At 59.5% G+C, this 23,589-nt stretch carries 18 protein-coding genes and 1 tRNA gene; 3 read left to right on the top strand and 16 right to left on the bottom strand.

Annotated elements, in window-relative coordinates:
• Nucleotides 1-118: 118 nt before the first annotated feature.
• The 12 genes from pqqB to rpsU all read right to left on the bottom strand — a co-directional run bounded on the left by pqqB (nucleotide 119) and on the right by rpsU (nucleotide 16,575).
• Entirely contained in the window at nucleotides 119-1,030 is a 912-nt protein-coding gene (gene pqqB / locus ABV589_RS12130) for a pyrroloquinoline quinone biosynthesis protein PqqB (RefSeq protein ID WP_367085962.1), read from the bottom strand.
• Nucleotides 1,031-1,111: 81 nt separating this feature from the next.
• Complete coding sequence (pqqA, locus tag ABV589_RS12125) at nucleotides 1,112-1,186, bottom strand: pyrroloquinoline quinone precursor peptide PqqA (RefSeq protein ID WP_003422658.1); 75 nt, start codon at nucleotides 1,184-1,186, stop codon at nucleotides 1,112-1,114.
• Between the two features lie 158 nt (nucleotides 1,187-1,344).
• Entirely contained in the window at nucleotides 1,345-3,762 is a 2,418-nt protein-coding gene (gene pqqF / locus ABV589_RS12120; protein ID WP_367085960.1) for a pyrroloquinoline quinone biosynthesis protein PqqF, read from the bottom strand.
• A 48-nt stretch (nucleotides 3,763-3,810) separates the two neighbouring features.
• On the bottom strand, nucleotides 3,811-4,605 hold the full coding sequence (locus ABV589_RS12115) for a carbon-nitrogen hydrolase family protein (RefSeq protein WP_367085959.1): 795 nt from the start codon (nucleotides 4,603-4,605) through the stop codon (nucleotides 3,811-3,813).
• A 12-nt stretch (nucleotides 4,606-4,617) separates the two neighbouring features.
• Nucleotides 4,618-6,300 (bottom strand): FAD-dependent oxidoreductase, encoded by a 1,683-nt coding sequence (locus tag ABV589_RS12110; protein WP_367085958.1) that lies wholly within the window; start codon nucleotides 6,298-6,300, stop codon nucleotides 4,618-4,620.
• Nucleotides 6,301-6,506: 206 nt separating this feature from the next.
• Complete coding sequence (locus ABV589_RS12105) at nucleotides 6,507-6,968, bottom strand: Lrp/AsnC family transcriptional regulator (RefSeq protein ID WP_187680847.1); 462 nt, start codon at nucleotides 6,966-6,968, stop codon at nucleotides 6,507-6,509.
• Nucleotides 6,969-7,264: 296 nt separating this feature from the next.
• Nucleotides 7,265-7,825, bottom strand: coding sequence for a PBECR2 nuclease fold domain-containing protein (locus ABV589_RS12100; protein WP_367085957.1), 561 nt, complete (start codon nucleotides 7,823-7,825; stop codon nucleotides 7,265-7,267).
• A 208-nt stretch (nucleotides 7,826-8,033) separates the two neighbouring features.
• A tRNA-Ile gene (locus ABV589_RS12095) sits at nucleotides 8,034-8,110 on the bottom strand.
• 15 nt (nucleotides 8,111-8,125) lie between these two features.
• Nucleotides 8,126-11,872: an EAL domain-containing protein gene (locus tag ABV589_RS12090; protein WP_367085956.1), complete on the bottom strand. Its 3,747-nt coding sequence runs from the start codon at nucleotides 11,870-11,872 to the stop codon at nucleotides 8,126-8,128.
• Between the two features lie 126 nt (nucleotides 11,873-11,998).
• Nucleotides 11,999-13,846, bottom strand: a complete 1,848-nt coding sequence (rpoD, locus tag ABV589_RS12085; protein WP_007966497.1) for an RNA polymerase sigma factor RpoD — start codon at nucleotides 13,844-13,846, stop codon at nucleotides 11,999-12,001.
• A 67-nt stretch (nucleotides 13,847-13,913) separates the two neighbouring features.
• Nucleotides 13,914-15,878 carry a DNA primase gene (dnaG, locus tag ABV589_RS12080; RefSeq protein WP_007966496.1) on the bottom strand — a complete coding sequence of 655 codons (1,965 nt, stop codon included), beginning with the start codon at nucleotides 15,876-15,878 and terminating at the stop codon, nucleotides 13,914-13,916.
• Nucleotides 15,879-16,359: 481 nt separating this feature from the next.
• Nucleotides 16,360-16,575 carry a 30S ribosomal protein S21 gene (rpsU, locus tag ABV589_RS12075; protein WP_002551877.1) on the bottom strand — a complete coding sequence of 72 codons (216 nt, stop codon included), beginning with the start codon at nucleotides 16,573-16,575 and terminating at the stop codon, nucleotides 16,360-16,362.
• A 199-nt stretch (nucleotides 16,576-16,774) separates the two neighbouring features.
• On the opposite strand from rpsU, the gene tsaD reads away from it, so the two are divergent.
• Complete coding sequence (tsaD, locus tag ABV589_RS12070; protein ID WP_367085954.1) at nucleotides 16,775-17,800, top strand: tRNA (adenosine(37)-N6)-threonylcarbamoyltransferase complex transferase subunit TsaD; 1,026 nt, start codon at nucleotides 16,775-16,777, stop codon at nucleotides 17,798-17,800.
• Between the two features lie 23 nt (nucleotides 17,801-17,823).
• Here tsaD and plsY read toward each other — a convergent pair whose 3' ends face one another.
• A complete protein-coding gene (gene plsY / locus ABV589_RS12065; protein ID WP_367085953.1) occupies nucleotides 17,824-18,393 on the bottom strand; it encodes a glycerol-3-phosphate 1-O-acyltransferase PlsY in 570 nt (189 codons plus the stop codon).
• A 74-nt stretch (nucleotides 18,394-18,467) separates the two neighbouring features.
• Between plsY and folB the strand changes: the two genes are divergently transcribed.
• Both folB and folK read left to right on the top strand, forming a co-directional pair.
• Nucleotides 18,468-18,824 (top strand): dihydroneopterin aldolase, encoded by a 357-nt coding sequence (gene folB, locus ABV589_RS12060; protein ID WP_367085951.1) that lies wholly within the window; start codon nucleotides 18,468-18,470, stop codon nucleotides 18,822-18,824.
• Nucleotides 18,815-19,330 (top strand): 2-amino-4-hydroxy-6-hydroxymethyldihydropteridine diphosphokinase, encoded by a 516-nt coding sequence (gene folK / locus ABV589_RS12055; RefSeq protein WP_367085949.1) that lies wholly within the window; start codon nucleotides 18,815-18,817, stop codon nucleotides 19,328-19,330. The genes folB and folK overlap by 10 nt, the downstream gene beginning before the upstream one ends.
• A 91-nt stretch (nucleotides 19,331-19,421) precedes the next feature.
• On the opposite strand, the gene ABV589_RS12050 is transcribed toward folK, so the two are convergent.
• From ABV589_RS12050 to ABV589_RS12040, 3 genes are all read right to left on the bottom strand, one after another.
• The gene (locus tag ABV589_RS12050; RefSeq protein WP_367085947.1) at nucleotides 19,422-20,645 is read right to left on the bottom strand and encodes a multifunctional CCA addition/repair protein; all 1,224 of its coding nucleotides are present in this window, start codon (nucleotides 20,643-20,645) and stop codon (nucleotides 19,422-19,424) included.
• A 63-nt stretch (nucleotides 20,646-20,708) separates the two neighbouring features.
• Nucleotides 20,709-22,271, bottom strand: coding sequence for a SpoVR family protein (locus ABV589_RS12045; protein WP_367085945.1), 1,563 nt, complete (start codon nucleotides 22,269-22,271; stop codon nucleotides 20,709-20,711).
• Nucleotides 22,268-23,539, bottom strand: coding sequence for a YeaH/YhbH family protein (locus ABV589_RS12040; protein WP_003228849.1), 1,272 nt, complete (start codon nucleotides 23,537-23,539; stop codon nucleotides 22,268-22,270). Before ABV589_RS12040 ends, ABV589_RS12045 begins: the two co-directional genes overlap by 4 nt.
• Between the last annotated feature and the right edge of the window lie 50 nt (nucleotides 23,540-23,589).

Genomic DNA, 23,589 nt, shown 5'->3' with positions numbered 1-23,589 from the left:
CAACCGTTAAAATCTTGGGTGTCTGGTCGGACGTCATCGCTGGCAAGCCAGCTCCCACAGTTTTTGTGTACGCCACAGAATCCTGTGGGAGCTGGCTTGCCAGCGATGGGGCCATCCGCTACAGCACAATACTCATGCCATCAAACGCCACTTCAACATTACGCCGCGCCAGCTCCGCGCGCTCCGGCGAATCTTCATCGAGAATCGGGTTGGTGTTGTTGATGTGGATAAGCACTTTGCGCTGCTCAGGCAACTGCTCAAGCACTTCGAGCATGCCGCCGGGGCCGTTCTGCGCCAGGTGGCCCATCTCGCGACCGGTACGGGTGCCGACGCCACGGCGCTGCATTTCATCGTCATCCCACAACGTGCCGTCCACCAGCAGGCAGTCGCTGCCGGCCATGATTTCCAGCAGCGGCGCGTCGACCTTGCCCAGCCCCGGCGCGTAGAACAGTTTGCCGCGAGTATTGAGGTCTTCGACGATCAGGCCGATGTTGTCGCCCGGGTGCGGGTCGAAACGGTGCGGCGAATACGGTGGCGCGGCGCTGCGCAATGGCAGCGGGGTGAAGCGCAGGTTCGGGCAAGCCGCCACGGTGAAACTCTGGTCGAGTTCGATGCGGTTCCAGTCCAGTCCACCGTTCCAGTGAGTGAGCATCTTGAACAGCGGGAAACCGGTGCTCAAATCTTCGTGAACCATGTCCGTGCACCAGACCTGATGCGGGCAGCCTTCGCGCAGGCTGAGCAGGCCGGTGGTGTGGTCGATCTGGCTGTCCATCAGGATGATCGCGCTGATGCCGGTGTCGCGCAGGGCTCGGCCCGGTTGCATCGGGGCGAAGCTCTGCAGTTGCGCGCGGATGTCCGGCGAAGCGTTGCACAGCACCCAGTTCACACCGTCATCGGAAATCGCGATGGACGATTGGGTGCGGGCCTTGGCATTCAGGCTGCCGTCGCGAAAGCCTGCGCAATTGACGCAGTTGCAGTTCCACTGCGGAAATCCGCCACCGGCGGCCGAACCCAGAATCTGGACGAACATGAACACTCCATCATTTCAACGCGGAAAATAAAACGCCCCGGCGAGCCGAGGCGTTGCACTGCAAGTCTGCGTAGGCAGAACTCAGCGGCTGGCGAAGTACATGGTGACTTCGAAGCCGATACGCAGGTCGGTGTAAGCCGGTTTTGTCCAGGACATAGGGTGACTCCTCATTGGGTGGGTGGGATAGCGCTGTCCATAGTTATAGTCCACGGCAGCGCAGGGATGTTCCAAATAGTTAGGCTGCTATGTTACTCAAAATTTCAACGGTATTGCCCGTGAATCTTTGAGAAAGCTCCTTGCAGCCTGGGTAATGATCATTTTGTCGCTTGCCACGGCGCGCCGGGTGACGATTCGCTGGCCAGGCAGCGCCAGCCGCCCTTGGCGTTGAGCAAGCGCTGCGCTGCCGCCAGCAATGCCGAGCGTTCCAGTTGACCAATGGCTGTGTGCAGTTGCGCCAGATAATCCGACGAGTGGCCGGCAAGCTTGGCCTGCCACAGCAACTCGGCGGCGTCTTTGCCGGACAGATGACTCTCATGGAACTGATCCGCGAGCGGCTGGCGTTGCTGGTTGAGCTCGTCTTCATCGAGGTTTTCGATCAGCGCAGGAAGGCTGTCGAGGAACATTTGGATATGACCGAGTAACTCGATCGGTGCAGTGCTCGGCGCCTGCACACCAAACAGCAATCCACTCTGGCCATGCATCTGCCGCAGGGCGCTGAACACCGCGTAGCCCAATTGCAATTCGACCCGCAGGCGCTGATAGAACGGGGTCTGGCACAGTTGCGCGAGCAGGCGCCAGGCGGCCTCATCGGCAATCTCGTGGCTGGCAGTCGGGCAGAACAGCAGCAAGGCGTGTTCGCTGGACGCGGTGTCGATGTGGCTCCATAGATGTTGCCTGTTGATCGTCGGCGCTGCCGGCAATTGATTGTCCGGGATACCGGGGATGCGGCTCAGGGCCAGGCCCATGGCCGATTGCGTCTGTGCGTTGAGGCCAAGGGCCAGTCCGTCCCAGCGTGAAGTTGTCCACAGCCCTTTTGCATCGTCCGATTCGATGGCCGGGGTCAGGCAATGCTCAGGCAATGCCTTGAGCAACTGACGGATCGGAATCAACGGTGCTTTTGGCTCTGTGCGCGGGGAATCGGCGTCAACCTGCGTCAGACATTTCAGCGCATGCTCCAGGACACCGGGCATCGGTTCCTGTAGCCCGGTCAGTCTCAGCAGCCATTGCGTGCCGCTGACATCGAACGACAACTCGACACCGGCCTGCCGCGCATCTTCCCGGGTTTCCCGCAGGCTGCGTTGCAGCTTGCCCTGCAGATCGGTGCTGGCAGCCGCTTCCGTCTGCCAACGCAGGTAAATCGCGCCGTGATCACTGTTGTCCGGCAGCGCCTGACTGAATTGCATCGGAGAACGCTCACGTCGCCCCCGCGAGCGATCCTGAGCGAAAGTCCGCAAACCACGATGGGCGCTGGTCTGGCCGCGAATAAGTCCGGCGTTGGCCAGCGGTTCGCTGGAACCCAGAAAAGGGTTGGCGGCAGGCAGGTACCAATGGTCGCTGAAGTTATCCACAACACCGATGTCGCGCAGGATCAGTTTGAGCGCAACGACGCCGTTTTCCGACAGACCGCTTTCCCGTTGTTCACTGTCGAGCCGCGCCAGTTGCAGGGCGCCACTGATTTGCTGCTGACGCTCAAGCAGCTTGGTGTATTCCTTGCGCAACGTTGCCCAGTCCTGTTGCGCGGCAAAGAAGCTCAACCAGTCCAGCAGCTGTTCACGAATGGCGCTCAGGGATTCGGCGGGGGCGGTGAATTGCAGATGCAGCAGCGCTTGTCCGGCAAACTGATACAGCGGCACGGCTATCAAGCCGTCCGCGAGGTGTTGTTGCTGCAAATGGGCGAGCAAACCGCCGGGCTTGGTGCTGTTCAGCCAATGGCAGAGAAACGCCAGCGCTTCGACGCACGAGTCGGGCAGCGCTTCGAAAGCGAACAACAGATGGCTGCTGCGCTCGCCGACCTGTTGATAACTTGGCACCGTCAACGGCAGCGGCGCTGCCTGCTCGATCTTATCCCCAACCGGCAGGGCTGCAGCGAACTGCTGCGCCAGTACGCGCAATTGCTCGATGCTCTGCGGCCCGACCAGGCTCAGGGTCATTTGCCCGGTGCGATAAAACTGCCGGTGGAAATCCCTCAGCGCCTGTTGAAACGCTGGTAACTCAACCTTCAGGCTATCGCGATTCCCCGCATGAAACCCGCGCAACGGATGTGTAGCGGGCAACCCTTCGTACAACGCCAGTTCCTGCTGAGCTGTGGGATCTTCCGACCACGCGACAAATTCCGCTTCCAGCACTTCACGTTCGCGCAACTGATCGTGCGGATTCATACGCGGCTGGGTGAGCATGTCTGACAGACGCTCAAGCCCGGCGCTGAAGGCAGCGGTCGGCAATTCAAAGAAGAAGTCTGTCGTGCGCTCGCGGGTGCTGGCATTCACCTGCCCACCGTGACTCTGCACGTAGGCCATCAGCGCTTGGCTGGCGGGAAAGCGCTCGGTGCCGAGAAACAGCAGATGCTCAAGAAAATGCGCCAGCCCCGGCCACTCGAGTGGCACGTCATGGCTACCGGCAGCCACCCGCAACGCAGCGGCACTGCGCTTCAGGCCGGGCACCTGACGCAGGGTCACGCGCAAGCCGTTTGGCAGGGTTTCAGTGTGGGGGCGGGGGTGAGTCGGCGCAGGCATGGGCACTTCCAGAACAGTGAAGTGCCAATGCTAGCGGATTGCGTGGGGTCAGCGCTTGTTCAACGCGTGGTAAAGCTCGGGACGGCGGTCACTGAGGTAGCGATTGGCGGCGCGGGAATCGGCCATCAACTGGCGATCCAGTTCACCGACGATCAACGCTTCATCCAGACCGGCCTGGGCGATACGGCTGCCGTCCGGCGCGGCGATGCTGCTTTGTCCGCAATAGTGAATCTCGCCTTCATGCCCGCAGTAGTTGGCGTACGCCACGTAACACTGGTTTTCGAAGGCGCGGGAACGCACGGTGACGTCAGCGACGAAATCGAACGGAATCATGTTCGCCGTGGGCACCAGAATCAGCTCGGCGCCGGCCAGCGCCAGACGTCGCGTGTTTTCCGGAAACTCCAGGTCGTAGCAGATCAGAAAACCGAGCTTCCAGCCGTTGAGTTCAACCACCGGAAAATCATCTTCGCCGGGGCTGAACATCGAGCGATCAAGGTCGCCGAACAGGTGGGTCTTGCGGTAATTGCACAGGCGCTCGCCGTGCGCGTCGATCAACTGCACGGCGTTGTAGATCTGCCCGTCGGCAGTGCGCTCCGGATAACCATAGACAATCGCCAGCCCGGCGGCTTTGGCGATTCGACCGATCTGCTGCGCCCATTCACCGTTGTAGACCTCGGCCAGCGTACTGACTGCCTCAGCGCCGATGTTGTAGCCGGTCAGAAACATTTCCGGCAGCACCAGCAGGTCGGCACCCTTGGCCTCCATCGCCAGTTGCTGCAGACGATGCAGGTTGGCGGCGGGTTCCAGGGGCAGCGGTGGACATTGGTAAAGGGCTACACGCATCGGGGATTCCTCTTACTCAGGCAGGGCGACAGGGCCGATGTCTTTGAACACATCACCCGGGCCCGGGTTCTCTTTATGTGTCGATCCGCCGAAGTGCTTCATGATCCCCCACACTGCGTTGAGCGAAGTCTGCACCGCGCCCTCGACCCACGCCGGGGTCCACGATACGTCGTCACCGGCGATGAAAATCCCGCGTTGCTCGGCTGGCATGTCGTCCTGCATGAAGTGCGCGTACATGCGCTGGTTGTAGCGATAGTGGCCCGGCAACGCGCCTTTGAATGCGCCGAGGAAGTACGGGTCGGCTTCCCACGACACGGTGATCGGATCACCGATGATCCGCGCGGCAATATCGACTTTCGGGTAGATCTTCTTCAGCGCGTTCAACGCCAGCTCTACGCGTTTTTCCACCGGGTGCGGCAGCATCTTCAGCGCGTCGCTCATCCACGAGTACGACAGACAGATCACGCCGGGCTTGTCGTCACCGTTGTCGAACAGGTAAGTGCCACGGGTCAGGCGATCGGTGAGGGTCATGCTCATCAGATCGCGGCCGGTTTCCGGGTCCTTGTCCTTCCAAAACGGGCGGTCGACCATCACGAAGGTTTTCGACGACTGCATGTAGCGCGTGCGGTCCAGCGCCATCCACATCTTCTGCGAGAACAGGGTTTCGTCGCACTCGATCTGCGTGGTCAGCAGCCAGCTCTGGCAGGTGGTCAGCACGGCGGCGTATTCGCGGGTGTCGCCGTTGTTGTCGGTGACGGCGAAACGGCCGTCCGGGGCGTGAGCGATTTTCTTCACGCCGGAACGCGGCGCGCCACGGTGCAGGGATTTCAGGCTGGTGCCTTGCGGCCAGTGCACGCAGCGCTCCGGCACATGGCGCCAGATGCCTTGTGGCACTTGTTCTACACCGCCAACCACCAGGTGCTGGTGATCGTCGCAGTTGGTCATCACCACGCGGAAGATTTCCAGCATCGAGTTGGGGAAGTCCGAGTCCCAGCCGCCCGTGCCGAAACCGACCTGACCGAACACTTCGCGGTGATGGAACGACAGTTTGGCGAAGGCCTTGGACGTGGCAACGAAGTCGTAGAAGGTGCGGTCGTCCCACAGTGGCACGAGTCTGTTCCACAGCTCCTTGAGGCGTGGCACATCGCGGTCGCGGATGGCTTGCTGGATATCGGCGAACTGCGAGCCGGCCTCCAGTGCATCCGCCCAGGCGTCAGCCACTTCCTGAAACAGCGCAGGAAGATCCTTCAGGCTTTGTGCGTAATGGGTTTTGCCTTCCAGATCGATCACGGTGCTGCCGGAGGCCGGTGTCAGCGGGTTCGGGAAAGGCTTGGTCTCAAGGCCAAGTTTGTCCACGTAGTGATAGAACGCCGTGGAGGACACCGGGAAACGCATGCCACCCAGTTCCGCGACGATGCCGTCGGTGCCGTTGAATGCTTGCGAACGCAGGCGGCCACCCAGTTTCGAGGCCTCGTACACCACCGGTTTCAGGCCGAGCTTCATCAGTTCGTAGGCGGCTACCAGCCCAGCAATACCGGCGCCGACAATCGCCACTTCAGCGCCGTGATGGTGTTCGGGAATGCTGCCGAGGCCGGCCGGGTGTTCGATCCAGTCGTCGAAGGCAAACGGAAAGTCCGGGCCGAAAATGGTGACGGGTTTCTTGCCGTCTGCAGGATGGCGATTGTTCTTGTTCATGGCTGACCTTGCTGGCGACCCGACGCAGGATGCGCGTCTGAGTATAGGAAAAGATGCCAGCCATTCTAGGGAGCGTAGAACACGTTAATAAGACGCAAAGTGTCGTCGTTTTGCCGGTTATCTGATCAATATGACGATTAATGACTGCACTCCGACCAAATGTAGGAGCGAGCCTGCTCGCGAAGAGGCCCTTGCAGCCAACAAATTCAGACCGGCTGCCCCCGATCAATCTTGCTGCTCAAAATGATCGAGGTTGTCGTCTTCTCCACCCCATCCACGCTGCCAATCTGATCCAGCAACTGATCCAGCTGTTCCGGTGAGTCGGTGCGCAACCACGCCACATAATCAAACTCACCACTCACTGCACACAACTGCTGCACCTGCGCCATGGCGCTCAACCGACGCAGCACTTCCTTGCCGGAGCGCGGCTGCACCTTGATCCCGACATACGCTTGCAACCCGCCATCGACCACGCGCTGCCCCAGACGCACGCCATAACCGGTGATCACCTTGGCCTTTTCCAGCCGCGCCAGGCGTGAGGTGACGGTGGTACGCGCGATGCCCAGTTGCCGGGCTAGCATGGCCACGCTTTCGCGGGCGTTGATCTGCAGGGCGGCGATCAACTGGCGGTCGATTTCGTCGAGAGCGGGTGGGCGGATGTCTGGCAAGGGTTGGGCTCCGTGACTGTCGAGGGCGGATGAGTTTGCATGTTACAGGCACCATTAGCGACACGCTGCTGGCGATGACTGAGCATGCCACTTATGCGTGGAGGCAATCGTTGCGCCAAAACAAACATCAAATATTTGGTTTGACTTGCCGGGTCTATTTATCAAGAATGCCAACAAGAGCGCGAAATCTGCTGCCTTGCAGGGCTTTAGCGGACGTAGGTACCTCAGCGATGCTGCAACATCGGTGTAAGGTGAGACCTCTTCATCCCATTTCCTGAGGATGCAAGTATCAGGATTCAAATATCAAGGGCAGCCAACTGGCTGCCCTTTTCTTTGTCTTCAAGAATGTACCGCTTGTACAAAAGATCGCCTTGGCGGTGCTTGTTCATTGCTCTTGACGGAGCGTGCATGAAATTCCAGATAACGTGCCCGTTTCGCATATCGACCACGACGAGCATGTCGTTTTTTGCCTCATAGGCGTTGATGAATGCCAATCGGAAACTGCCATTATCGTAGAGGACTTTCCATACTTCGAAAGGTCCCATTAGCGTATCGATGGCATGTCGAACATAACGTTCTCGGGAGTCAGGACGTTTCTCAACGATGTGGGCCAGCTTGTCCCTCATGACTGCAACGTTTCCAATAGGTGTGGAGATAGTAACGGCCAGAACGGAATCGTCGACGAACCCGAAGTGATTCAGAAGGATTTTGAGGGCGCCCTCTGCGTCGTCAGCTCTTTTTACTTCTTCGATTGCGGCCGACCGAAGTTCCCTCGGTAACGTTCTCAGATCGGGTAAAAAAAGGTCGATCCAGGTTGGTTGGGAGGCTGCTTCCTTTATCAGTGGCGCAGCATTCACAATGCATAAAAACAATCCTGGACGGGCGGTGGCGTCCGGAGGTTACTTGTCTGGAGAAACAGTCAACAAGGTACGGGGAGGGGAGAAAAAACAGCTTCGGAACATTCCTACAGTCTTCGGGGAGATCTTCCGAACATTGCGCTCGCAAAGATTGTCCCCTCAACCGATCGCCCAAGAAAAAGCCGCGCAATTGCGCGGCTTTCAAATGTGGTGGGCCCACACGGACTTGAACCGTGGACCAAAGGATTATGAGTCCTCTGCTCTAACCAACTGAGCTATAGGCCCTCAGTAGGTCGCGGATTATAGCGACGGTTTGGCGGCTGTGCTATCCGAATAATCCGATACGGTTACACGAAGAAACGTTGCGGCGAATTCTTCCGGGGGCAGCGGCAGGCTGACGATGTAGCCCTGAATCTGTTCGCAGCCTTCGGCGGCGAGGAATTGTTGCTGGGCCTGGGTTTCCACACCTTCGGCGATCACTGTGAATTGCATGCTCCGGCCCAGAGCGATGATCGCGCGCACAATCGCCGCGTCGTGCGGGTCATCGGGCAATCCACGGACAAATGACTGGTCGATCTTGAGGATGTCCAGCGGCAGGCGTTTCAGGTAACTGAGCGAGGAATAACCCGTGCCGAAGTCATCGATCGCCAGCTGCACGCCCAGGTGCTTGAGCTGATGCAGCACCGCCAAGGCTTCTTCGGCCTGGCTCATGATGAAGTTTTCGGTAATCTCCAGTTGCAACAAATCCGGCATCAGGCAGTTGTCCCTGAGCAGTTGCTCGATGCGGCCAAGCAGATTCGGCTGGCGCAGTTGCGCGCCGGCGAGGTTGACCGAGAGCGGTCCGAGGCTGTCGTAGATCTGGCTCCATTCGAACATCTGCCGGCAGGCGGTTTCGAGCACCCAGTCACCGATCTGCAGAATCATGCCGTTCTCTTCGGCCAGTGGGATGAAGTGTTCTGGCGGCACTTCGCCAAAGGTCGGGTGACGCCAGCGAATCAGCGCTTCGGCGCCGACCAGCCGATGGTCGTCGAGGCTGATTTTCGGTTGGTAGTAGAGGAACAACTCCTCGCGCTCGATGGCCCGGCGCAGTTCGTGCTCCAGTGCCACACGTTCGCTGGCCTGGGCGGTGAGGTCGCGGGTGTAGCTTTCGACGCGGTTGCGGCCTTTGGCCTTGGAGCGGTACATCGCCGCGTCGGCGTTTTTCACCAGCGTGGCGACGTCGCAGCCGTCGCGGGGATACAGACTGGTGCCGATGCTGGCGCTGATGAAAAACTCGTGCTCACCGGCCTGAAACGGTGCGCCAAAGCAGTTGAGCAGTTTGAATGCGATGTTGTCGGCATCGCTGGCTTGTTGCAGACCCGGCAGCAGGATAATGAACTCATCACCGCCCAATCGTGCGACGGTGTCGATGTCGCGCAACTGCTCCTTCAGGCGTACGGCAATGCCCTTGAGCAGTAGGTCGCCGACCGGGTGCCCGAGGCTGTCGTTGATGTGTTTGAAGCGGTCGAGATCGAGAAACAGCACGGCGCCCTGACCGCCGTTTTCCTGCTGACTGTTCAGCGCGGTGAGCAGGCGACTTTCAAACAGGGTGCGATTGGGCAGGCCGGTGAGCGGGTCGTGGTGCGCCTGGTAATCGAGCTTGGCCTGCGCGTGTTTGAGGCTGGAAATGTCGGCAAACACCGCGACGAAGTGGGTGATGAACTTGTCGCGGTTGCGCACGGCGCTGATGGTCAGCCAGCTGGGGTACAACTCGCCGTTCTTGCGCCGGTTGGAAATCTCTCCCTGCCAGTGTCCTTCGGCGGTCAACTGGTGCCACATCGCCGCATAAAAAGCGCTGTCGTGCAGCCCCGACGCGAGCAGGCGCGGGGTATGGCCGAGGGCTTCGCTTTCGCTGTAGCCGGTGATTTCGCTGAACGCGCGGTTGACCGCGCTGATGTGCTGTTGGGTGTCGGTGATCAACACGCCTTCGGCGGTGCTTTCAAATACGGTGGCGGCCTGTTGCAGTTTTTCCTGCATCAGGTGGCGCTCGGTGATGTCCCGGGCAATGGTCAACATGCAGTCTTCTTCGCCGATCGGCAGCGGACGGCTGGACACTTCGCACAGACGGATTTGCCCGTCACTGCGGCGGATATGGCAGGTGAAGTCGCGCACGAAACCATCGCGGTGCAACAGGTCGAGCATCTGCTTGCGTTCGTTGAGGTTGACCCAGATTCCCAGATCCAGCGCTGAGCGATCCACCGACATCGCGCTGTTGAACCCGGTGATGCGGCTGAAACCCTCGTTGACTTCCAGCAGCAGGCCATCGCTCTGACGCGACAGCAAGAGGCCATCCGGCGAGGCATGAAAAGCCTTGGCGAACTTTTCTTCGGAGGTTTGCAGTTGCTGCTGGGTTTCCTTGAGCTGGGTGATGTCGCGTACCACGACAACCAGCGCTGGGGTTGTGTCGAGATCGAACGGTTCGGCGGAAATCAGACCCGTGAACACCTGGCCGTTGTTGCGGCGAAAGGGCATCTCCAGGTTGCGAATACTGCCGGCCTGCAAGCGTTGCAAGAGCCCCGGCCCGACCCCGGGAATGCCCCAGATGTTGAGTTCGGTGGCGGTCTGGCCGACGACCTCTTCGGCTTTCAGGCCGATTTGCTCTTCAAAGGCTTCGTTGACCTCCAGCAGGCAGCCGTCGGACAGTCGCGCGATCACCAGGATATCCGGGCATTGCTGGAACACCGAGGCGAACTTCTGTTCCGACAGTCGAAGTGCTTCTTCAGTGCGCTTGGTTTCGCTGATGTCGATCATCAGCCCGCGCATCACGGGCTCATGGCCATGTTCAATCAGACTGACAATGTCACGCACCCACAGGCAGCGCCCGTCAGCGGTGATCACTCGATAGTCGAGAGCGTGGTCGCGCCCATCGCGCACCGCTTCATCGCAAATGGCCTGGGCGCGGGTCAGGTCGGCGGGGTGGATGATGTTGCGCCAGAACCCCGGAATCAGCCAGTGCGCCTGTGGATAACCAAGCAGGTCTTCGGCATGGGGCGACACATAGCTGTAGGTGAAGTCGCTCATGCGCGCTTCCCAGGCAATGGCCGAAAGGCTCTCCACCAGTCCGCGGTAGTGGTATTCGCTGCTGCGCAATTCCTGTTCAAGGTCGACGCGGCGGGCGATTTCCGAGCTCAAGCGACGATTGATGCGAATGACCACCGCCAGGATGATCACCAGCAGTAACAGACCCGGCAGACCGTAGATCAGCAGGTCCGACCAGAATGTCCGATGGTCCAGAACATTGCCGACCCAGTGCTCCTGAATGCTGCTGATTTCCTCGGGACTCATGTCCGCCAGGACTTTGTCGAGAATGCCCACTAGCATTTTGTTATCGCGGGGTACGCCCATGGCCAACTGATAGCGATACGGGGTTTCGCCGCTCACGTATAAACCGTCGAGCTTGAGCTGGCGCAGGCTCCAGACGCTGGAGGCTAGATCACCAACCACGGCATCGACCTCATCGGTCGCCAGCGCTTGCAGGGCCGAGCTGACATTGGGCATGGCCACCAGGTTCAGGTCTGGATGCTGAGTGCGCAGCAACTCATGCGGGGCATAGTTCTCCACGACAGCGATCTTCAGGCCATACAGATCATCCAGCTTGCGCGGTTGCGCGCCGCCGATGTGGGCGAGGATCACGATCGGGAAGTCGAGGTAGGGACGAGTGAATGACAGGTAATTCTGGCGTTCCGGGGTGGACATGATGCCGGGCAGCAGGTCGATCTTGCCGGTTTTCACCTGGGCCAGCACTTCGGTCCAGCTCGAAGGTTCGATCGGGGTGAGTTTGATCGCCAGGCGCTGGCGAATCACGTCGATGTAATCAGCGGCCAGCCCCTGATAGCGATTCTGTTCATCGCGGAACTCGAACGGCGGCCACGACGCATCGACACCCAGGCGCAAGTCGGGGTGAGCCGCGAGCCAGCTACGTTCTTCATCGGTCAGAGTCAGCGCGTTAGCCGTTGCGGTCCAGATCATCAGTGACAGCAAGAAAAGCACGGGCGCCAGTCTGGGCATAACCGTCTCGTTAGGGCACGGGATTCATTGCTTCGAGTGTAGACGGGGTATGCAGGGGAGGGGCTGCGCGAGGAATTTAATCTGCCACATAAACAAAACCCCCGGCCTGGGCCGGGGGTTCTGGTATCACTCGTCGAGGAAGGAGCGCAGATGCTCGCTTCGCGTCGGGTGGCGCAGCTTGCGCAGCGCCTTGGCTTCGATCTGACGGATCCGCTCACGCGTTACGTCAAACTGTTTGCCCACTTCTTCGAGTGTGTGGTCGGTGTTCATGTCGATACCGAAACGCATGCGCAGTACCTTGGCTTCACGGGCAGTGAGGCCGGACAACACTTCGCGAGTCGCTTCTTTCAGGCTCTCAACGGTCGCAACATCGATTGGCGACTGCATGGTCGAGTCTTCGATGAAGTCGCCCAGATGGGAGTCTTCGTCATCACCGATCGGGGTTTCCATGGAGATCGGCTCTTTAGCGATCTTCAATACCTTGCGGATCTTGTCCTCAGGCATTTCCATGCGTTCGCCCAGCTCTTCCGGGGTCGGTTCGCGACCCATTTCCTGCAGCATCTGGCGGGAAATGCGGTTGAGCTTGTTGATCGTCTCGATCATGTGCACCGGAATACGGATGGTGCGGGCCTGGTCGGCGATCGAGCGAGTGATCGCCTGACGGATCCACCAGGTGGCATAAGTCGAGAACTTGTAACCACGACGGTATTCGAACTTGTCCACCGCTTTCATCAGACCGATGTTGCCTTCCTGGATCAGATCGAGGAATTGCAGGCCGCGGTTGGTGTACTTCTTGGCGATCGAGATCACCAGACGCAGGTTGGCTTCAACCATCTCTTTCTTCGCGCGGCGGGCCTTGGCCTCACCGATCGACATGCGACGGTTGATGTCCTTGATTTCAGCGATGGTCAGGCCGGTCTCGGTTTCCAGCGCAATCAGCTTCTGCTGGCAACGGATGATATCCGGCTGTACGCGACCAATAGCTTCGGCGTATTTGCTCTTGCCTTTGGCCAGGGCGTCGGACCAGCTTTCGTCGACTTCGTTGCCCGGGAACTGACGCAGGAAATCGGCGCGTGGCATACGTGCATCACGTACACACAGTTGCATGATCGCGCGCTCTTGCTGACGCAGACGATCCAGCGCACTGCGAACACGCTCGACCAGGGCTTCGAATTGCTTCGGCACCAGTTTGATCGGCATGAACAGCTCGGCCAGGGCCAGCAACTCGGCAATCGCTGCCTTGTTGTGACGACCGTGCTTTTTCAGGGCCTTGCGGGTGATTTCCATCTGATCGGACACAGCGCCGAAACGCTGGGCAGCGATGACCGGATCCGGACCGCTTTCGGCTTCTTCTTCGTCATCCGAAGCTTCTGCGTCGTCGTCGTCGGTATCGTCGTCAGCCTTGGCGGCTTTCGCGTCGATCGGCGGTGGCACTTCGGCGGCCGGCGGCGCAATGCCGTCGTCCGGATCGATGTAACCGCTCAGAACGTCGGACAGGCGACCACCTTCGGTGGTGACGCGAGTGTACTCGGAGAGAATGTGGTCAACCGTGCCAGGGAAGTGCGCAATAGCGCTCATCACTTCACGGATGCCCTCTTCGATACGTTTGGCGATTTCGATTTCGCCTTCACGAGTCAGAAGCTCGACCGTACCCATTTCACGCATGTACATGCGCACTGGGTCAGTGGTGCGACCGATATCGGTCTCCACCGCTGCCAACGCGGCGGCGGCTTCTTCCGCAGCGGCCTCGTCGGTATCGGCGTCGGCCAACATAAGGGCGTCCGCATCCGGAGCACTCTCGTGTACGGGGATCCCCATGTCGTTAATCATGCGGATGATGTCTTCCACCTGCTCCGGATCTGAAATATCCTCGGGCAGGTGGTCGTTGACCTCGGCGTAAGTCAGATACTTCTGCTCACGACCCAGTTTGATCAACTCAATAATACGAGACTGCTGTTGCGCTTTTCCGGACATAACACCCTATCCACTGAAGGTCTTGGCGGGCAAAAAACAAGCCGAGGATTATACCTGAGCTATGACCTCACGCGCCAGTTGAGGTCGGGTTTGATGCGGAAACATTGCGACTTAAAAGGTCGCGCAGTTGATTTTTCTCTTCGGCGCTCAGTTCGCTTTGACGCGCTTTCCTGAGCAACTGTTCCAGATTTCGCTCGCGTTGGCGGGCTGACAAGCTAGTAATGGTGTCGAAAAACTGTTGTTCAAGGTTTTCTCCGTCAATCAGCCACTCCTTTTCCGCCAGCGCCTTGAGCAGGCGACCCTGTTCAGTGCCGTGCCATCGCGCGATCAACTGAAATGAGTTTAGCTTGGGATTCTTCTGTACGGCTTCGAGCAGTGCCACAAGCAACTGTGCGTTGGTCTGATTTTCGTCCGCAATGTGCCCGGCGTCTTCGACGCGCTCGGCCAGTTGCGGGTGATGCAGCAAGGTACGCAAGGCGGTCAGGGTTGGCGATTCGACGCCAATCGGCGTGCGCGGGCGTTGTTGATCGCGATCGCCGCCACGTTTGCCATTCTTGTCCCAGGGTTTCTTGTCCCATTTCTTGCCGCCGGCGCCGGGTTTCTTCGGCGTCCACTCCTGCTGCGGCACATACATGTCCTGTGCCTGCGGCTGATGGTAGTCGCTGTAGTCCGGCATTGCGTCGTAATCGATGCCCGGATCGTACGCGGGCGGCGCTTCCTGCGGCGCGCTTTGCGCCAGCTGGCTGACGGTTTCGCTGCTCAGGCCGGTGATTTCGGTCAGGCGCTGACGCATCAGAATGCGCAGGTTCGCGCCCGGCACTTTGTCGATCAGCGGCGCGGCGAGGGTAGCCATGTGAGCCTTGCCTTCGAGCGAGCGCGGATCGGCTTCCTCGGTCAGTTGCTGGAAGAAATAGTCCGCCAGCGGCTGCGCATGTTGGTTGATTCGGGCCTTGAAAGCGTCAGTGCCTTCGGCGCGAACCAGGGTGTCCGGGTCTTCGCCTTCCGGCAGGAACAGGAAGCGCGCACGGCGCCCGTCCTGCAGGCACGGCAGTGTCGCTTCCAGTGCGCGCCATGCAGCGTTGCGGCCGGCCTGGTCACCGTCGAAACAGAATAGTACGTTCGGCACGACGCGAAACAGACGCTTGAGGTGCTCTTCGCTGGTCGCTGTGCCCAAGGTCGCGACGGCATTGCGCAAACCCTGCTGGGCGAGGGCGATGACGTCCATGTAACCCTCGACGACAATGATTTCGTCGAGGTTGCGGTTGTTCTTGCGTGCTTCATAGAGGCCGTAGAGTTCCTGGCCTTTATGAAAGACCGGGGTTTCCGGCGAGTTCAGGTATTTCGGCTTGTCGTCACCCAGTACCCGGCCACCGAAAGCGATGATCCGGCCACGGGTATCGCGGATCGGGAACATCACGCGATCGCGGAAGCGGTCATAGCGTTTGCCGGTTTCGGCGTTCTCGATCAGCAGTCCGGCGTCGATCATGGCCTTCTGCTGCAAAGTGTCGCTGCTCAAATGCTTGAACAGGTTGTCCCAGCCCGGCGGCGCGAAACCGAGACCAAAGTCCCGGGCGATCTCGCCGGTCAGGCCGCGGCCCTTGAGGTAATCCACCGCAGCCTTGCGCGCCGGATGGCTCTTGAGCGCCTGCCGGTAAAAATCGGCGGCGGCGGTGAGCAGCGGATACAGCGGCGAATCGGTCGGCTGCCGCGGTTTGTGCGGGCGGCCGCTTTCTTCACGCGGGATTTCCATGCCGGCGGCTTTGGCCAGATCCTCGACGGCCTGGGGGAAATCCAGGTTGTCGTGATCCATGAGAAAGCCCAGGGCGTTGCCACCGGCGCCGCAGCCGAAGCAGTAATAGAACTGCTTGTCCGGGCTGACGCTGAACGACGGGGTTTTCTCTTTGTGAAACGGGCAGCAGGCGGTGTAGTTCTTGCCGGCCTTTTTCAGTTGCACGCGCGAGCTGACCACATCGACGATGTCGGTGCGGTTCAGGAGGTCGTCAATAAAGCTCTGGGGAATCAGCCCGGCCATGGCGTTCTCGTCTGTGCTGTAATGAGTCCGATGCGAAGGGCGGCCGGACGCAGGTCTTGAGTGAAGCGCACAAAATGGGCGGCTCGACCGGTGTCGTTTGCGTGATCGCTGTCGGGAAGTGTATCTGCCGAAAATCCACTGACGTTAGTACCAATCAGTCTTCGACTATTTGAAAGTGTTGCGCTGAATCCGCAGACGGCCGATAAATGGCCTCGGATAGCTCAATAAAGCGGGCACGCGTGCGGGTGCCTTGGGCTGATCGTCGTGAGAGGAATCAGTGGGTGTGCTCGTCAGTAGCCTTGAAAGGCTCGTCAGAAAAGACGTGCACCGCTGGCAAAAGAGCCAGGTCTGACGCGTGAAGCGGATTTGTCTCGGTCGCGTGTGCGGCTTCGACGGTGAAGCATCAAGCGTTTTACGCAAATGCCATTAGCCCGGCTGAGGGCCGGGCTTAGGCAAGAAGCTTGCTACGATCGTCTGTGTATTAGTACAGACGAACGGCGCGGCGCTGTTCGCGCTGAACTTTCTTGGCGTGACGCTTAACAGCGGCTGCTGCTTTGCGCTTACGCTCAGAAGTTGGCTTCTCGTAAAATTCGCGGCTACGAACTTCAGCCAGTACACCGGCTTTTTCGCAGGAGCGCTTGAAACGACGCAGAGCTACGTCGAAGGGTTCGTTCTCTTTAACTTTGACGGCTGGCATCCAGAGCTACCTTCATTCATTACCGGGGTCAACATCCTCGCGGCAAAAGAGCACTTGAAGACGTCGGTTTTTAAGGGTTGCGGATGTTAACCCCTCATCGCTCGGAATGCAAAGCCTCTGATCGAAAACCGCTAGTCGGGGCATCACATGGCGACTATTATGCGCGCCTTCGAATTCAGCCTAAACAAGGCGCAAACCCATGCTAGTACTGGGATTAGAAACCTCCTGCGACGAAACCGGCGTCGCATTATACGACAGTGAACGCGGCCTGCTGGCCGACGCGCTGTTCAGCCAGATCGACCTGCACCGCGTCTATGGCGGCGTGGTGCCGGAGCTGGCCTCGCGTGACCACGTCAAACGCATGCTGCCCTTGATTCGTCAGGTGTTGGCCGAGGCTGACTGCGTGCCGACCGAGATCGATGCGATCGCCTACACCGCGGGCCCGGGCCTGGTCGGAGCGCTGCTGGTCGGTGCCTCGTGTGCTCAGGCGCTGGCGTTTGCCTGGGGCATTCCGGCACTTGGTGTGCACCACATGGAGGGCCACTTGCTGGCGCCGATGCTGGAGCCAAAACCGCCGGAATTCCCGTTCGTCGCTTTGTTGGTTTCCGGGGGGCATACGCAGCTGGTTCAGGTCGATGGTATTGGCCAATACGGCCTGCTCGGCGAGACCCTCGACGATGCCGCCGGTGAAGCGTTCGACAAAACCGCAAAAATGATGGGCCTCAATTATCCGGGTGGGCCGGAAATCGCCAAACTGGCGGAGAAGGGCGTTGCAGGACGTTTTACCTTCCCGCGTCCGATGTGCGATCGCCCGGGCCTGGATTTCAGCTTCAGCGGCTTGAAAACCTTCGCCCTCAACACCTGGCAGCAATGCGTCAGCGCCGGGGACGACAGCGAGCAAGCCCGTTGCGACATCGCGCTGGCGTTCCAGCAGGCCGTGGTGGAGACTCTGACCATCAAGTGCAAGCGTGCCCTGAAACAGGCGGGAATGAAGCGTCTGGTGATCGCTGGCGGCGTCAGCGCCAACAAGGCTTTGCGTGTTTCCCTTGAGAAAATGCTCGGTGACATGCAGGGCGACGTGTTCTACGCCCGTCCCGAGTTCTGCACCGACAATGGCGCGATGATCGCGTTTGCCGGTTGTCAGCGTTTGCAGGCCGGTCAACAGGAAAGTCTGGCGATCAGCGTGCAGGCACGCTGGCCGATGGAGCAGTTGTCGGCGCTGTGATTGGCGGTGTGGCTGAGCGGTATTTAAAAATGCCGTTCGCGCCCGGCAAACAGGTCGCGTAGATTGCCGCGGTGGCGCCAGACGATCAGCAGTGTCAGCGCGCTCATCGGCAGCAGCGCTTCCGGTTCTTGCCACGCGAGTAAGGGCAAGGTCAGGGGCGTGGCGATCAGCGCCGCCAGCGAGCTGGTACGGGTCAGGTAGAACGTCAGCAACCAGGCGCATACCGCCAGCAGCGCGGCGGGTGGATACAGGCCCAGCAGCATGCCGGCGGCCGTAGCGACGCCTTTGCCGCCGCGAAAACGGAAATACAGCGGGAACAGGTGACCGATCACGGCGCACACGCCGATCCAGGCCTGATCCTGCAGCGAAAGGCCAGCGGCCGCTGCGATCAGCACCGGCACCAGGCCTTTGCACAGATCACCCAGCAGGGTCAGGATCGCCAGTTTGCGACCGACCAGGCGCAGCATGTTGGTGGCGCCGGCATTACCCGAGCCACTCATTCGCGGATCCGGATTTCCGGTCAGGCGGCTGAGCAAAATGGCGAAGGACAGAGAGCCGAGCAGGTAGGCGAAGATCGCCAGTAACCAAAACATGCTAACCATTCCGGGCGAGGACGCCCTGATTCTAACGGCGCATTGCGCCCTTGTCGTGCAGTGGAGAAAAGTGCTTGGACAGAGTGTTTATCGAGGGCCTGGAAGTCGACACCGTGATCGGTGCCTACGACTGGGAGCGCGGCATCCGACAGTGCCTGCGTCTTGATCTGAGCTTCGCCTGGGACAATCGCCCGGCAGCAGCCGGTGACGACCTGACCCTGGCGCTCGATTACGCCAGCGTTTCGACGCGCATCCAGGCCTTTGCCGAGCAATCCCGGTATCAATTGGTAGAAACCTTTGCCGAGCGTCTGGTCGAAGTGCTGATGGCCGAATTCAAGATCACCTGGGTTCGCCTGAAGCTGACCAAGCCGGGCGCCGTGCCGGCCGCCAAGGGTGGCGTGGGTGTGGAGATCGAGCGCGGATGTCGCTGACTCAGGTGTACCTCGGGCTCGGTAGCAATATCGAGCGCGAAACCCATTTGCGCGCTGGGCTCGACGCTTTGGCTACGTTTCTGGTGGATATCCGCTGTTCGGCGGTGTTCGAGAGCCAGCCGGTGGGGATCAAGAGCGGGCCGTTCTTCAATTTCGTGGTCTCGGCGTTTACCGATCTGCCCTTGGTGGAGCTGGATCGGCGCCTGAAATTCATCGAAGCCGACAATGGTCGCTATGCGCCGGATCGCAAGGGTCTACCGCTGGATATCGACGTTTTGTTGTACGGCGATCTGACCGGTAATTTCGACGGTTTGATTCTGCCGCGCGCCGAAATCCTGAAAAACGCCTTTGTGCTGTGGCCGCTGTCGCTGATTGCGCCGGATCGGGTGCATCCTGGCGTGGGAAAAAGCTTCGCGACGTTGTGGGCCGAGGCGCAGATTGATCAGGTGTTGGCGCCGGTGGGGTTTGAATGGCGTGGCGAGCAATTGACCCCGCCGAGTCTTTAAAAGCAAAACATCGCAGCCTGCGGCAGCTCCTACACGGGGATGCGCGTTTCCATGTAGGAGCTGCCGCAGGCTGCGATCTTTTGATCTTGCTTCAAGCGTTCTCTTTGTACGCCTTCAAAGCCTTCAGTCGTTCTCGCTTCAGCGCTTCACCCAGTTCCGGGCCTTTGAATCCCTTCTCCAGCAGCGGCTGCACCGCCACCCCGCGTGCCACACTGGCTGCTCCACGCAGATAATCGGCCTGTGGATAACTGCGCTGTTCCAGCCCCTTGCGCCCGCGCGCATCCATCTCGCAGGCCACGATGAATTCCTCGAAGCGCTGCGGTCGGCGATACACATCAAAACTCTGCAGCAGCTCCAGCAAGGTCGACGCCTTCAGCTCCAGAGCGCGATGGCCATGGGTGTGATACTGGCCCACCAGCAAAGCCAACTCCTGACAATCCTTCGGAGCCTTGAAACGTTCGTTGACTGCCTTGATCAACTTCAACCCGGTGTGTTCATGGGCGATGTGCCGCGGCCACTCTTTTTCCGGGGTCAGGCCTTTGCCGAGGTCGTGCAGCAGGCAGGCCCAGCGTACCGTCAGCGGTTGTTTGTGCAGTGCCGATTGCTCAAGCACGCTGAGGGTGTGCAGCCCGGTATCGATTTCCGGGTGATGCGTCTCCGGCTGCGGCACGCCAAAAAGCGCATCCACTTCCGGCATCAGTACGTTCAGCGCGCCACAGTCGCGAAGCACCTGAATGAACACCTGCGGTTGATCTTCCATCAATGCGCGGGAGATTTCTTTCCAGCTGCGTTCGGCGGTCAATGCCTGCAGTTCGCCGGATTCGCTGAGTTGCCGCATCAGTTCCAGCGTTTCAGGCGCGACTGTGAACCCCAGTCCGGCATAGCGCGCTGCAAATCGGGCAACTCGCAGTACACGGAGCGGATCTTCTGCAAACGCCGGGGATACGTGGCGCAGAATACGTTCTTCAAGGTCGCGTAGGCCGTGATAGGGATCGGTCAGATTGTGCTGATCATCCTCGGCCATCGCGTTGATCGTCAGATCGCGGCGAATAAGGTCTTCTTCAAGGGTGACGTCGGGGCTGGCGTGAAAGGTGAACCCGCCATAACCACGACCGCTTTTGCGTTCGGTGCGGGCGAGGGCGTATTCCTCGCCGGTCCTGGGATGAAGGAACACCGGAAAATCCGCGCCGACCGGGCGATAGCCCTGGGCAAGCATCTCTTCGGTGGTGGCCCCGACCACCACCCAATCGACATCGGTAACCGGCAGCCCGAGCAAGCGATCACGTACCGCGCCGCCGACCTTGTAAATCTGCATAAAAAACCTCCGTTGGCCCGACAGGATAACCCTTGTGCCGGACTTTCGGAGGTCAGAACCGGATCAAAGATGAATGACGGCCAGATCAAGCCTGCCGTAATCGCCCTCACTGTGTTCACTGCGTGGCGGTACGTGGTGGGTTTTCATGATCTGGTCACCCTGCAGGGTCTCCAGATGAATGTCGAAGCCCCACAAGCGGTGCAGATGTTTCAGTACCTCGTCAGTTGAGTCGCCCAAAGGTTTGCGGTCATGTTGCTGGTGACGCAGCGTCAGCGAGCGGTCGCCGCGACGGTCGATGCTGTAGATCTGTACGTTTGGTTCGCGGTTGCCGAGGTTGTACTGCGCGGCCAGGGTTTCACGAATGATCCGGTAACCGGTTTCGTCATGGATCGCCGGTACCAGCAAATCGTCCTTCTGATCGTCATCGAGAATGCTGAACAGCTTCAGGTCGCGGATCACTTTGGGCGACAGGTACTGAAGGATGAAGCTCTCATCCTTGAAGCTGCTCATCGCGAACTTGATACTCGACAGCCAGTCCGAGCCTGCGATGTCCGGAAACCAGCGGCGATCCTCCTCGGTAGGTTCTTCACACATGCGGCGGATGTCGCGATACATCGCAAAACCCAGTGCGTAAGGGTTGATCCCGCTGTAATAAGGGCTGTCGAAACCCGGCTGGAACACCACACTGGTGTGCGAGGTGAGGAATTCCATCATGAATCCGTCGGTCACCAGTCCTTCGTCGTACAGATCGTTCATCAGCGTGTAATGCCAGAACGTGGCCCAGCCTTCGTTCATCACCTGAGTCTGACGCTGTGGATAAAAATACTGGGCGATCTTGCGCACGATCCTCACGATCTCCCGTTGCCACGGCTCCAGCAACGGCGCGTGCTTCTCGATGAAATACAGGATATTTTCCTGCGGCTCGGCCGGGAACCGGGCGTTGTCCTTGTCGCTGTACTTGTCCGCGCCTTTGGGAATGGTGCGCCACAGATCGTTGATCTGCTTTTGCATGTGTTCTTCACGATCCTTCTGCCGCCGGCGTTCTTCCTCGGCGGAAATCGGATACGGACGCTTGTACCGGTCGACCCCGTAGTTCATCAGCGCATGGCAAGAGTCGAGCAGGTCCTCCACCGCATCGATACCGTGGCGCTCCTCACATTGCATGATGTACTGCTTGGCGAACACCAGGTAATCGATGATCGAACTGGCATCGGTCCAGGTGCGGAACAGGTAGTTGCCCTTGAAGAAACTGTTATGGCCATAGCACGCGTGTGCCACCACCAGCGCCTGCATGCAGATGGTGTTTTCCTCCATCAGATAGGCAATGCACGGATCCGAGTTGATCACGATCTCGTAGGCCAGTCCCATCTGGCCGCGGCTGTAGGATTTCTCGGTGCTGAGGAAGTGCTTGCCGTAGGACCAGTGGTGATAGCCCAGTGGCATGCCGACCGAGGCATAGGCATCCATCATCTGCTCGGCGGTGATCACTTCGATCTGGTTGGGATAGGTGTCCAGGGCATAGCCGGCCGCGATGCGGGCGATCTCGCGGTCGTAGGCCTGGATCAGCTCGAACGTCCATTCGGAGCCGGTGGAAATGGGTTGGCGTTTCTGCTCTTTGGCGGTCATGTCACTAACCTGCGCTGGAAGAGTTCACGGAAGACCGGATAGATATCCCCGGCCGAGACCAGTTGCTGCTGGGCAAACGTGTCGGAAAAGGCTTCGGCGATGCGCTCGTATTCGTACCAGAGGGCCTGGTGTTCGCGCGGGGTGATCTCCACATAAGTGTAGTACTGCACAAACGGCATGATCTGATTGATCAGGATGTCGCGGCAGATCGGCGAGTCATCGTTCCAGTTGTCGCCGTCGGAAGCCTGCGCGGCGTAGATGTTCCATTCGTTGCTCGGGTAGCGCTCGGCCATGATCTCCTGCATCAGCTTCAGGGCGCTGGAGACGATGGTGCCACCGGTTTCCCGCGAATAGAAAAACTCTTCCTCGTCCACTTCCCGGGCACTGGTGTGGTGGCGGATGAACACGACGTCGATCTTGTCGTAGTTCCGTTTGAGGAACAGGTACAGCAGGATGAAAAAGCGTTTGGCGATGTCCTTGGTCGCTTGGGTCATCGAGCCGGATACGTCCATCAGGCAGAACATCACCGCTTTCGAGCTGGGGTTGGGTTGCTTGATCAGCAGGTTGTACTTGAGGTCGAACGTATCAAGGAACGGTACGCGATGGATGCGCGCGCTGAGTTTTTCGATTTCCGCTTCGAGTTCCTGAATATCGCCGAAGTTGTCCGGCTCTTCGCGTTTTAAGCGCGCCAGTTCTTCTTTGGCCTCGCGCAGTTTGGCGCGGCTGCTGCCGGACAGCGCAATGCGCCGGGCGTGGGCCGAGCGCAGGGTGCGGATGATGTTGATCCGCGACGGGTTGCCCTCGTTGCTGATCCCCGCGCGCACGGTCTTGAAGGTGTCGGTGCCGCTCAGGTTGCGTTTGACCAGGTTCGGCAGTTCGAGGTCTTCGAACATGAACTCGAGGAATTCCTCCTGAGTGATCTGGAAGACGAATTCGTCCATGCCCTCGCCAGAGTTGCCGGCCTTGCCCGGCCCGCGCCCGCCGCCACCACCGGGTGGCCTGGCGATATGTTCGCCGGCAGTGAATTCCTTGTTGCCGGGATGAACCACGGTCTGCTTGCCGCCGCGGCCATGGTGAAGCACCGGTTCGTCGATATCGCGACCGGGAATGCTGATCTGTTCGCCGTGCTCCATGTCGGTAATGGAGCGGCGGCTGACCGCCTCTTCGACAGCCTTCTTGATGTGGTCACGGTAACGCCGCAGGAAGCGCTGGCGGTTCACCGTGCTCTTGTTCTTGCCATTGAGACGTCGGTCGATCACATAGCTCATACGTGGCCCTCCGGGCAGCTTCAAGTTGTGAGCTGCGAGCCGCAAGTAGA

Origin of the sequence: Pseudomonas sp. HOU2, from assembly GCF_040729435.1 — a bacterium.
Classification (GTDB): Bacteria; Pseudomonadota; Gammaproteobacteria; order Pseudomonadales; family Pseudomonadaceae; genus Aquipseudomonas.
The sequence above is the reverse complement of the archived record's forward strand: the minus strand, read 5'-3'. Positions and strand labels throughout refer to the sequence as shown.

Excerpts from the sequence above, each read along its gene's own strand:
- pqqB (WP_367085962.1), bottom strand. The coding sequence starts at position 1,030 with ATGTTCGTCCAGATTCTGGGTTCGGCCGCCGGTGGCGGATTTCCGCAG.
- pqqF (WP_367085960.1), bottom strand. The coding sequence starts at position 3,762 with ATGCCTGCGCCGACTCACCCCCGCCCCCACACTGAAACCCTGCCAAAC.
- ABV589_RS12115 (WP_367085959.1), bottom strand. The coding sequence starts at position 4,605 with ATGCGTGTAGCCCTTTACCAATGTCCACCGCTGCCCCTGGAACCCGCC.
- ABV589_RS12110 (WP_367085958.1), bottom strand. The coding sequence starts at position 6,300 with ATGAACAAGAACAATCGCCATCCTGCAGACGGCAAGAAACCCGTCACC.
- ABV589_RS12090 (WP_367085956.1), bottom strand. The coding sequence starts at position 11,872 with ATGCCCAGACTGGCGCCCGTGCTTTTCTTGCTGTCACTGATGATCTGG.
- rpoD (WP_007966497.1), bottom strand. The coding sequence starts at position 13,846 with ATGTCCGGAAAAGCGCAACAGCAGTCTCGTATTATTGAGTTGATCAAA.
- dnaG (WP_007966496.1), bottom strand. The coding sequence starts at position 15,878 with ATGGCCGGGCTGATTCCCCAGAGCTTTATTGACGACCTCCTGAACCGC.
- rpsU (WP_002551877.1), bottom strand. The coding sequence starts at position 16,575 with ATGCCAGCCGTCAAAGTTAAAGAGAACGAACCCTTCGACGTAGCTCTG.
- tsaD (WP_367085954.1), top strand. The coding sequence starts at position 16,775 with ATGCTAGTACTGGGATTAGAAACCTCCTGCGACGAAACCGGCGTCGCA.
- plsY (WP_367085953.1), bottom strand. The coding sequence starts at position 18,393 with ATGTTTTGGTTACTGGCGATCTTCGCCTACCTGCTCGGCTCTCTGTCC.
- folK (WP_367085949.1), top strand. The coding sequence starts at position 18,815 with ATGTCGCTGACTCAGGTGTACCTCGGGCTCGGTAGCAATATCGAGCGC.
- ABV589_RS12050 (WP_367085947.1), bottom strand. The coding sequence starts at position 20,645 with ATGCAGATTTACAAGGTCGGCGGCGCGGTACGTGATCGCTTGCTCGGG.
- ABV589_RS12045 (WP_367085945.1), bottom strand. The coding sequence starts at position 22,271 with ATGACCGCCAAAGAGCAGAAACGCCAACCCATTTCCACCGGCTCCGAA.
- ABV589_RS12040 (WP_003228849.1), bottom strand. The coding sequence starts at position 23,539 with ATGAGCTATGTGATCGACCGACGTCTCAATGGCAAGAACAAGAGCACG.